Raw genomic sequence first — 8,351 nt, 5'->3', positions numbered from 1 at the left:
CCGGAGGCAGGAACGGCCCGCGAATCAAGCCTGTCACCAGCGCCAACATCAACCCCAGGAGCAGCCGGAGGACAAACCGGGCTCAGCCCCGCCGGCTGCCCTTCCCGGCGGCAGTGAAACAAAGCAGCGGGACCTCCCGCTCGGCCTTGGTCAACGACCCGTGCTGGCCCACCACTTCCATGGCGGCGGGCCGGACCCGCCGCAGGTCGTACAGAGCCAGGGCGTCCCGGGCAGCGATCATCACGTCCCCGATCCGGCCTTCGACGGCGGGCCGGGTGGCCCCGAACAGCCCGGCAGCAAGTGCTTCCTCGCGCGTGAAGGCCCAGATCCGGTCGCCGAAGCGCGCCCGCCATGCCGCCAATAGACGTTCACGGACAGCCATATAGTCCGAAGCCGCCCCATCCAGGTACAGGTGCACCATCCGCGGCTCCCCCGCCGTGTGCCGGACGCCCTCAACCAGGCCGGGCTCGGCGGAAAAGTCGAGCCGCTGGCTTTCGGGAACATCCAGCATGCCGTGGTCAGCGGTCAGCAGGATGGTGGTCCCCGCCGGCAGCGACGCGTTGAGCCGCTTTATGGTCGCATCCAGCTCCTCGAGCTGGTGCTCCCACTGCGCCGACTGGCAGCCGTGCCGGTGCCCCGCCTTGTCGAGTTCGTTCAGGTAGTAGTACATCAGCGACGGGCCCGACACTGCCATGGCCTCAGCGGCCGCCGAGGTACGCGCATGCGGCGTGGTGGCCGAGACGAAGCGTCCGCCGCGAAGGGCAGCCCTGGTCATCGGGGAATCGGAAAACTGCGGCAGGCTGACGGTGGTGACGTTTACTGAAGCGGCAGCCCGTTCCAGGACCGTGGGGAACGGCTGCCAGGCGTTCGGGTCCACACCGGGATCCCAGTTACCCAGGAGGTTGACCACCTTGTCCTGGTCCGGGTCGAGCACGTCATAGCCCACCATGCCGTGCTGCCCCGGCGGCAGGCCGGTGCCGAAACTAGCCAGCGCGGCCGCCGTCGTGGACGGAAAAGTGGAGTCGAGCCAGACCGGAACGTTGCCCTGCCCCGCCTGCATGACGGAACGCAGGAACGGGGTGTGCGCGGCCTTCTGCTTGAGCAGGTTGCGGCCCAGCCCGTCCGCCAGGACCACGCAGACGCGGGACGCGGCAGGCAGGTTCAGCGTATTCGTAAAGCCGCCGACGCCGATACTCGCCGCGGCGCTGGTCAGGACCTCGGCGAGGGAACGGCTGCCGTAGGCGGGCGCCGGGGGAACGTCCGGGTTTCCGGCAGCCGGAATGACGCCGGTTTGGGTATCCGGCATCTCAGCGCTGCTGGTGCCCGCGGCTCAGGCGGTTTCCGAAGACGCCGGCGCGGGGCCGGGGCGGCAGTGACTGGATGTGTGCCACCGGCGCCGTGGAACCGGTGTTCACGGCCCGCAGGGCACGGGCAAAGAGTTTGGCGTCCTGGACAGCCTGCAGGCCGTCCGCCTCCGCGCTGATCCGGAGCACAATGTCCTCCTGGGCAATAGTGCCGGTGTAGCCGTGGTCGGCCTCGCATTGCGGATCCCCGCAGCTGGCGGGCCCCATGTCCAAACGCTGGCCGCCGGACCAGGCGATGGAGAGGGTCAGTTCCCGGACCGGATCCGAGGGCTTGTAATCCTGCGGCTGCGCGTACATGTAGCTGAGGACCACGGAGCGGATCTGGGCCACGGGAACGGATTCAGTGGAAATCTGGGCCACGATCTGCTCGCCGGCTTCGTCCAGCTGCTGGTCGTCCACGTGGGTGATGACCAGCATGTCGGCCGTCAGGACCAGGACGGTGATGTGGCGCCGGACCTCGGCCCGGTCGAAGTGCGTCTCGAGGTGCACCAGGTGCGCCACGCAGTCCCGCCCGTCCAGGGCGTCATCCACCACGTCGGCCACCAGCAGCGGGTAGAAGCCGGCCTTCTGGAGGGCTGCTTCGAGGCTTTGGCCCTCTGGACCGTGGCTGTGTGAGCTGTGATGGCGGACTGCCTGGTTTTCGTTGCCGGGCGTTTCAGGCGCCGAAGCGGGAGGCTGGAAGCTCATTGGTCCATTTTCACAGATCGGCCGGTCACTTGCTAACCGCCTCAGCCCAGCATGGCCCGCCGGGCGCTGTCCGTGCGGCGTGCGGCGTTGCCGATCCGGACGTCGGCAGCCAGGATGGTGGCCCCCGCAGTTCCGCACAGCACCGGGTTGAACTCCACCAGGGCAATGCCGGGATGGTTGTCCTTCAGCCAGGCCAGCCGGGCCGCCAGATCCTCCAAAGCCGCAACGTCCACCGCCGGCAGTCCCTGGTAACCGAACAGCTTCCGGGCAGCCCTCGGCGCGCGGATGAACTCTGTTACGTCCGCCGCGGAAAGCGGCGGGACCCGATGCGCCCAGTCGTCGAGCAGGTTCACCGCGTCGCCGGCCAGCCCAAAGGAAATAACCGGCCCCAGCAGCGGGTCCTCAATGGCCCGGAAGGTGCAGGCCTGGCCCACCGGCGCCATGCTCTGGACTTCCAGGGCAGGATCGCCATAGGCGGAAAGAGCCCTGCGCATCTGCACCAGGTTTTGCCGCAGCGACTCCGCGTCCTCAATCCCCAGCCGCACCCCGCCCAGGTCAAGCCGTTGGCGCAGCGAGGGTTCGGTGGTTTTCAGTGCCACCGGCCAGCCGAGGGCATCTGCCGCTTCGATGGCTTCGGCCGCCGAATCAAAACCGAAGGACGGCAGGACCGTGATCCCGTAATGCCCCAGCAGCGATGCAGCTGCGGCAGGGTCCAGCGTCTTGAGCTGCTCCCCCGGAACATCCCGGAGCAGGACCTCCAGTTCAGCGGCTGCCCGGCGGGGATCGCAGCCCTCGGGTTCAACAAAGTGCCCGTGGTCCTTGGACACCCACTCCGAATACCGGGCCACGGCCGCGAGCGCGGCCACAGCGGCGCCTGGATTGGAGAAACACGGGACGGCCAGCCCGTCAGCCCCCACCATGCCCTCCACATGGACGGAGGCGTCCAGGATTCCGGTGAAGGCAGCCACCACGGGTTTACCAGCTGCGGCTGAGCACTCACCCAGGACCCCGGCGATGGCGTCCACCGTCAGCCCGCGGGCAGGCAGGAGCGCGGCAACAACGCCGTGGACCCCGTCGGAAGCGAGAGCAGCCAACAACGCAGCCCGGAGCGCGGGCAGCGCAACCGACTGGCCTGCGTCGAGGTCCACGTCCGTTACCAGCGCGGCCACGTCCAGCCCGTGGGCTTCGGCACTGTCTGCAACCACCTTGCCCAGCGCCATGGAGTTGCTGAAGATGGCCAGTCCCGGACCGGCGGGCATCGGCTGCCCTGACACCACCTGCGCCACGTCCACCAGTTCCTCGATGGTCTCCACCCGGATCACCCCGGACTGCCGCAGCATGGCATCGAGCGCACCGGCGGGCGCCTGGGTGGTGCGGACGGTGTGCCCGGGCGGCAGCCGGAGCCCCATGGCATCCGACTTGGCCACGATCACCGGTTTGTTGCGCGCCAGCCGCCGGGCAATGCGCGAGAATTTGCGCGGGTTGCCGATCGACTCCAGATAGAGGCCCACAGCGGAGGTGTCGGCGTCGTCCTCCCAGTACTGCATCATGTCGTTACCGGAGACGTCCGCCCTGTTCCCTGCGGAAAGGAAGGTGGACAGGCCCAGCCGGCGCCGGCTGGACGCGGCGTAGAGGCCGACGCCGATCGCCGCGGACTGGCTGAACAGTCCCAGGCCGCCGCGGAGCGCCAGCGCCGGGGCCATGGAGGCGTTCAACGAGACCGTGGGGTGCGTGTTCACAATGCCCAGCGACGCCGGACCGATCACCCGCATGCCGCTGGCCCGTGCCTGGCGCACCAGGTTCCGTTGCCGCAGGAGGCCGCGTTCGCCGTCGTCCGCGAATCCTGCCGACGCGACCACCAGGCCCTTCACTCCGGCCGCGGCGCATTCGGCAACCACCGCCGGTACTTCCTCGTACGGGACGGCGATCACCGCCAGCTGCACCGGTCCGGGGATTTCGGACAGCTTCCCGAAGGACAGCATGCCCGCCAGTTCCAGGGCTTCCGGGTTGATGGCGTAGACCGGCCCCGCAAACCCGCCTTCAACGATGTGCTCGAGGAGCTGGTAGCCCACCGTCCCCCATTTGCGGCTGGCACCGATCACGGCAATGGACGACGGCGTCAGCAGGTCCTGCACGCTCCTGGCCTCGGCGCGGTGCTCGCGTGCCTCCATAACGCCCCGGGACCGCTCCGTGGGGTCGATGTCGAACCCGAGGCTGACGACGCCGTCGTCGAAATGCCGTTTGACGTCGTACCCGGCGTCGGAGAACACCATCAGCATCTTCCGGTTCTCCGGCAGGACTTCCGCGCTGAAGCGCCTGATCCCGTTCTCGTTGGCCGCAGCCGCCAGGTGTTCGAGCAGGATGGAACCGATTCCCCGGCCCTGGTGCGCATCGGAGATATTGAACGCCACCTCCGCATCGGAAGGATCATCCAGCCGGTCGTAGCGGCCGATCCCGACGATTTCGTTGCTGATGGTGATGACAAAAGCCACCCGGTCCCGGTAATCCACTTCGGTGAAGCGTTTGAGTTCCTTGCTGGACAGCCTGGCCTTGAACGCGAAGAACCGCATGTAAATTGAGTCGCGGGACTGGCCGGTGTGGAAGGTCTGGACGGCGTCGGCGTCGGACGGGTGGATGGGCCGCAGGTGCGCCGTCCCGCCGTCCCGCAGGACGACATCGGCTTCCCAATGTTCCGGATATTCGCCGTCCCCGGGCTGATCCACCATAGGCTTAGCCTAGCCAAAATCTTCCGCAGCACACCCGATTGCCGCAAGTAACCCCAAAGGATGCACCAACCCCATGGCCCGCCGCCAAAGTTCCACCCCTGCAGTGGAGGACAACTCCCCCTATACGGAAAACATCGTTGACATCGATGTCACCTCCGAAATGGAGGGATCGTTCCTCGAGTACGCCTACTCGGTGATCTACTCGCGGGCCCTCCCGGATGCCCGGGACGGGCTCAAGCCGGTGCAGCGGCGCATCCTCTACATGATGAGCGACATGGGCCTGCGCCCGGACCGCGGCCACGTCAAGAGCGCCCGCGTGGTGGGCGAGGTGATGGGCAAGCTGCACCCGCACGGCGACACTGCCATCTACGACGCCATGGTCCGGATGGCGCAGGACTTCTCGCTCCGGCTGCCGCTGATTGACGGGCACGGCAACTTCGGCTCGCTCGACGACGGCCCGGCAGCTCCGCGGTACACCGAGGCGAGGCTCGCGGCGGCGGCCCTCACCCTCACCAACCACCTCGACGAAGACGTGGTGGACTTTGTCCCCAACTACGACAACCAGCTCACCCAGCCGGAAGTGCTCCCCGCGGCGTTCCCCAACCTCCTGGTCAACGGGGCCACCGGCATTGCCGTGGGCATGGCCACCAACATGGCCCCGCACAACCTGGTGGAGGTCATCGCGGCAGCCCGGCACCTGATCGCGAACCCGGACGCCACGCTGGATGAGATCATGCGGTTTGTGCCCGGCCCGGACCTGCCCAGCGGCGGCCGGATCGTGGGCCTGGACGGCATCCGGGACGCCTACGCCACCGGCCGCGGCTCCTTCAAGACCCGGGCCAAAGTGGAAGTGGAGCAGCTTTCCGCCCGCCGCACCGGCCTGGTGGTCACGGAGCTGCCGTACATGGTGGGCCCGGAAAAAGTCATCGAAAAGATTAAGGACGCCGTCAACGCCAAGAAGCTGACGGGCATCAGCGACATCGTTGACCTGACGGACCGCAAGCACGGCCTGCGCCTGGTCATCGAGCTGAAGAACGGCTTCAACCCCAGCGCCGTCCTGCAGCAGCTGTACCGCTACTCGCCGATGGAGGATTCCTTCGGCATCAACAACGTCACCCTGGTGGACGGCCAGCCGCAGACGCTGGGCCTGGTCCCGCTGCTCACTGTCTACGTGAACCACCGGATCGACGTGGTACGCCGCCGGACGGTGTTCCGGCTGGGCAAAAAGAAGGACCGCCTGCACCTGGTGGAGGGCCTCCTCATCGCCATTGTGGATATTGACGAGGTCATCCAGATCATCCGCTCCTCGGATGAGGCCGCGGCCGCCCGGACCCGGCTGATGTCCATCTACGACCTTTCCGAGATCCAGGCCAACTACATCCTGGAACTGCGCCTGCGCCAGCTCACCAAGTACTCCCGCATCGAGCTGGAAAAGGAACAGGACGAGCTGCGCCGCGAAATCGCCGGACTCGAAGCCATCCTCGCCTCCGAGGAGCGGCTCCGGACCCTGGTTTCCGATGAGCTGGCAGAGATCGCCGAGCAGCACGGAACGCCCCGCCGCACGGTGCTGCTCGAATCCGAGGCCGTGTCCCCCACCGTCGCCAAGGAACTGGCCGCCGTCGCCGGCAAGGGCAAGGCCGCTCCCTTGGCCCTCGAAATCGCGGACGATCCCTGCTGGGCCATTCTCACCGCGTCCGGCCAGATCGCCCGGACCAGCAACCAGGAACCCCTGGCCGAGGCCGGTCCCCGCGCCAAGCACGACGTGTTCGCCTCCGTGGTGAAGACCTCGGCCCGCGGCGAAATCGCCGCCATCACCTCCCAGGGCCGCATGCTGCGCCTCCAGGTGATGGACATGCCGGTGCTGCCGCCGATGTCCGGCCTGCCCAACCTGGCCGGCGGTGTGCCCGCCAAGGACTTCATCACGCTCCTGAAGGGTGAGGCGCTGGTGGCTTTCGCGCCCCTGGACGAGGTGCTGGCCATCGGCACGGTCCAGGGTGTGGTCAAGCGCGTCCAGCCGGACTACCCGCTGAACCGGGAGGACTGGGAAATCATCGCGCTCAAGGACAAGGACACCGTGGTGGGCGTGGCGCCTGCCGGAACGGACGACGTCGACCTGGTCTTCCTGACGCAGCAGGCCCAGTTGCTGCGGTTCGCCTCAGCCGTGGTCCGGCCGCAGGGCCGCACCGCCGGCGGCATGGCGGGCATCAAACTGGCCGCCGGCGACAAGGTGCTGTTCTTCGGTGCGGTACAGCCCGGCGATGCGGCTGCCGTGGTGGTGACGATCGCGGGCACCACCGGCGCGCTGCCCGGCACAGCGCCGGGCAGCGCCAAGGTCACGGCGTTTGCCGAATACCCGGCGAAGGGCCGCGCCACCGCGGGTGTGCGGGCACACCGGTTCCTGAAGGGTGAGGACACCATGCTGATGGCGTGGGCGGGCCATGGTCCGGCCAAGGCGTCGTCCCTGGCCGGCGTGGCCAGGTCGCTGCCGCAGGAACATGGCCGGCGGGACGGCTCCGGCATCCCGCTGTCCCAGGCCGTGGACGCGATCGGACCTGCCATGGCCTGGGAAGCTCCAGGCGATGAAGCGGAAGCCGGAGCGGACAGCTGATGTGCTGCGGCTGTTGGGCCCCGGGAGCCCGGCGGCCCGGTGGCCACTGCCCAGCCGGCTCAGGCTTCGCGCGTCCAGTTGTAGGGCGTGGTGGTGGAGACCTTGAGCAGCCCGTAGCGTTCCAGGATGGGGCGTGAGTACCCGGTTGAATCGCTGTGGATCAAGGTCTTGCCCAGCCGCAGCACGGACCGGGCCCGTTCCGCCGTGAGCGCCCGGTAAATGCCCCGGCCCCGCCAGGCGGCCAGGGTGGCTCCGCCCCAGATCCCGGCGAAGTCGGTTCCCGCCACGGGTTCCAGCCGGCCGGCGCTGACAAAGCTGCCCTGGTGTTCGGCAGCCCACAGTTCCGTCCCGTCGCGGCATTCCAGCCTGCGCAGCAGGTCCTCTGCCCGCACGGCGGAGACTTCACCGCCGAAGGCGATGTCCTGCATGGCGCTGACGGCCCGGACGTCTGCCGGCTCCGTGATCCTGCGCAGCTGGACGCCGGGAGGCAGGGTGACGTCGGCCACCAGGTCTGTGGCCGCACCAATCATGATGGATTCGGGGTCGTCCGGCACAAACCCCTGCTCCAGCAGGGCGCTGTGCAGGCCGGGTGCGGCGTCGTGGGCTCGGGTCTTCCATTCCACCGCGTCCAAGCGGGGGTCCGCCCGGAAATGGGCCAAGGCCAGGTCCACCCAATCGGCAATGCGGGCTGCCCCTGCCCCACCCAGGTCCGCGTACGTGACGAACCCGCGGCCGCCGTCGAACGTTGCCAGGCAGAGAGGCCCGAGCGGCGTGACGGACAGGGCGCCGGCCACTTCCGCGTCAGTGCGCAATTGCGAATCATAGGCCGCCAGGAAGGCCGCGGCGGTTGAAGCGTGCGACGCGGCCATCACTGCAGCCTCCGGCCGGACACCAGCAGCCAGTTTCCCATGTACATTCCCATCATCCCCCGGATCTGCGTCCCGGCAGCCAGCGCTGTTATACCGC

General features: G+C 68.2%; 5 protein-coding genes. 1 reads left to right on the top strand and 4 read right to left on the bottom strand.

Going from position 1 to position 8,351, the window contains the following annotated elements:
- Nucleotides 1–82: 82 nt before the first annotated feature.
- From ASF72_RS11040 to ASF72_RS11030, 3 genes are read right to left on the bottom strand one after another with little or no spacing between them, the layout of a single operon-like run.
- Nucleotides 83–1,306: an alkaline phosphatase family protein gene (locus tag ASF72_RS11040; RefSeq protein ID WP_056598856.1), complete on the bottom strand. Its 1,224-nt coding sequence runs from the start codon at nucleotides 1,304–1,306 to the stop codon at nucleotides 83–85.
- A gap of 1 nt (nucleotide 1,307) precedes the next feature.
- Entirely contained in the window at nucleotides 1,308–2,051 is a 744-nt protein-coding gene (locus ASF72_RS11035) for a DUF5998 family protein (RefSeq protein WP_050685738.1), read from the bottom strand.
- A gap of 41 nt (nucleotides 2,052–2,092) precedes the next feature.
- Nucleotides 2,093–4,777, bottom strand: a complete 2,685-nt coding sequence (locus tag ASF72_RS11030; protein WP_056598854.1) for a bifunctional acetate--CoA ligase family protein/GNAT family N-acetyltransferase — start codon at nucleotides 4,775–4,777, stop codon at nucleotides 2,093–2,095.
- Between the two features lie 73 nt (nucleotides 4,778–4,850).
- On the opposite strand from ASF72_RS11030, the gene ASF72_RS11025 reads away from it, so the two are divergent.
- On the top strand, nucleotides 4,851–7,385 hold the full coding sequence (locus tag ASF72_RS11025) for a DNA gyrase/topoisomerase IV subunit A (protein ID WP_056598851.1): 2,535 nt from the start codon (nucleotides 4,851–4,853) through the stop codon (nucleotides 7,383–7,385).
- A 59-nt stretch (nucleotides 7,386–7,444) separates the two neighbouring features.
- Here the strand turns inward: ASF72_RS11025 and ASF72_RS11020 are convergent, their stop codons facing one another.
- On the bottom strand, nucleotides 7,445–8,254 hold the full coding sequence (locus ASF72_RS11020; RefSeq protein WP_056598848.1) for an acetyltransferase: 810 nt from the start codon (nucleotides 8,252–8,254) through the stop codon (nucleotides 7,445–7,447).
- Nucleotides 8,255–8,351: the final 97 nt, after the last annotated feature.

This window comes from Arthrobacter sp. Leaf141 (assembly GCF_001424565.1).
In the GTDB taxonomy this organism is placed as follows: Bacteria; Actinomycetota; Actinomycetes; order Actinomycetales; family Micrococcaceae; genus Arthrobacter.
The sequence above is the reverse complement of the archived record's forward strand: the minus strand, read 5'-3'. Positions and strand labels throughout refer to the sequence as shown.

Coding starts and splice junctions, on each gene's coding strand:
- ASF72_RS11040 (WP_056598856.1), bottom strand. CDS start 1,306: ATGCCGGATACCCAAACCGGCGTCATTCCGGCTGCCGGAAACCCGGAC.
- ASF72_RS11035 (WP_050685738.1), bottom strand. CDS start 2,051: ATGAGCTTCCAGCCTCCCGCTTCGGCGCCTGAAACGCCCGGCAACGAA.
- ASF72_RS11030 (WP_056598854.1), bottom strand. CDS start 4,777: ATGGTGGATCAGCCCGGGGACGGCGAATATCCGGAACATTGGGAAGCC.
- ASF72_RS11025 (WP_056598851.1), top strand. CDS start 4,851: ATGGCCCGCCGCCAAAGTTCCACCCCTGCAGTGGAGGACAACTCCCCC.
- ASF72_RS11020 (WP_056598848.1), bottom strand. CDS start 8,254: ATGGCCGCGTCGCACGCTTCAACCGCCGCGGCCTTCCTGGCGGCCTAT.